This is a genomic window from Acinetobacter higginsii (genome assembly GCF_000369525.1).
Classification (GTDB): Bacteria; Pseudomonadota; Gammaproteobacteria; order Pseudomonadales; family Moraxellaceae; genus Acinetobacter; species Acinetobacter higginsii.
The window spans coordinates 1-1652 of the sequence record NZ_KB850062.1 but is presented as its reverse complement, the minus strand read 5'-3'; the positions used below and the strand labels follow the sequence as shown (position 1 = coordinate 1652).

Genomic DNA, 1652 nt, shown 5'->3' with positions numbered 1-1652 from the left:
TCAATGTGCTCCGGTACTGGAATCCGCTTATTTTCCACCTGCTCCGGAGTAGTCAATCCGTCATCTTTCGGCTGAGTTTGGATCTCTACTTCTACAGGAGTTTCTCTTGGTTGAGTAGTCAATACATCATAGTTCGACTCACTTTTTGACCTAGTATCTGTTGCTATATCTAATTTTGGGTCGATAGAACTAGTTGTATAAGCTTTTGGAGCTTCTAGTAGGCGTTGTATTGCTTCAATTTGCTCATCTTTAACGTGTAACTGATCATTCTTAGCTTTTAGTTCCTCACGTTGGAACTGCTCACGCTCATGAGCCTGTTCAAGCTGTTTTTGAAGCATGTAAACTTGCTGTTCTAATAGGTGAACTTCTGACAACTTTCGTGTTTCGGTTGTCTGTGAACTGTTTACATTTCTAGAAGGTTCACCAAAGACTCGAATAGCTTCGGAAAGATCAATTTTACCGTCACTATTTTTACTTAAATTACCTTTATTAACTTGCTTATAAATGGCTTGACGAGTTATTCCATAGAGGTTTGAAAGCTCAATAACAGATAGTGATTTCATCTTGTAATTTTGGTTGTCCATTATGTGAACTAAAATACATTAACAAACAGTCAACTGCTACATACACAATCGACCTTTATGCCTTAAAGCCTAAATTTTTAAGATGAGGAATAAGTTGTTTTTGTTTTATTGGATCTCGCAGCATATCTTTAATTTTAATAGCTAAGTCGTCATAACTTTCACCTTGTTGTGCTAGGTGAGATACTTCATGTAAGCGTGAAAGCTGATTACCGAACATATTAATTTGTGAATCTGTCAATTTATAAAAATTATTCTGTTCGGATTTATGCTCAATACTTTTTGATTTTTCTTTAAACGTGAAGTGAATGTGTGTGACTTTTCGACCTGTCTTTATTTGCTCGTAAGATACATTTAAAGGGCTATGTTCATTGATTTGAACTACAGCAGTATCAATAACCCATCTCTTTAAATCAGCAGACAATGGATATCTTTTCCCTAACTCCAACATACTTCTTAGAGATTCGATGGAAATCTCTCGTTTTCCTATGGAACGATATTGGCTTAGTAGCTCATAAATACGAATAGCATATGCGCTACTCATACCAGCAATGTCAGATAGCGAATACTTAGTGAATTCACGGCTTAGATTAGAAATGAACGGCAAAATTTCTTTAGAAAACCGAATTCCTACAACGCTTTTACTTTCTAAAAAGCGTATGGATTGAATCCATCTCATTTTGATTGACTCATCATCAATAGCTAAATTAATTGATCTGTCATATAAGCGGTTTACACCATCTTTTAGATCTCTATAAGCTGTTTTTTCATGAACCCCAAGTTTTTTTAAATCATCAATAGTTACGCGATAAATTTCATCATCTGTAATATCTTCAGCCCGACTAATCTTACTAATAGCTGCTAAGACAATCCGTTGTTCTGTTGAGCTGAGTTGATATGAAGCCTCAATTACTTGATTTGATTTAACTACTAATTCTTTTTTAGATGTACTCATCATTTTTAATTCGATAAACTAACTATGAGTAATATAATTCTCTCATAGTTGGTAGTCAATCCCTCATAGTTAAGTAGTCAATCCCTCATAGTTAGTAGTCAATCCCTCATAGTTAG

Annotated in this window: 2 protein-coding genes; both read right to left on the bottom strand. The window is 34.8% G+C overall.

From position 1 onward, the window contains the following. Nucleotides 1-563, bottom strand: a 563-nt coding sequence (locus tag F902_RS00115; RefSeq protein ID WP_043540797.1) for a plasmid replication DNA-binding protein, incomplete at its 3' end; no start/stop codon positions are given. A gap of 76 nt (nt 564-639) precedes the next feature. Then, nucleotides 640-1539, bottom strand: coding sequence for a replication initiation protein RepM (gene repM / locus F902_RS00110; RefSeq protein WP_004763517.1), 900 nt, complete (start codon nt 1537-1539; stop codon nt 640-642). Between the last annotated feature and the right edge of the window lie 113 nt (nt 1540-1652).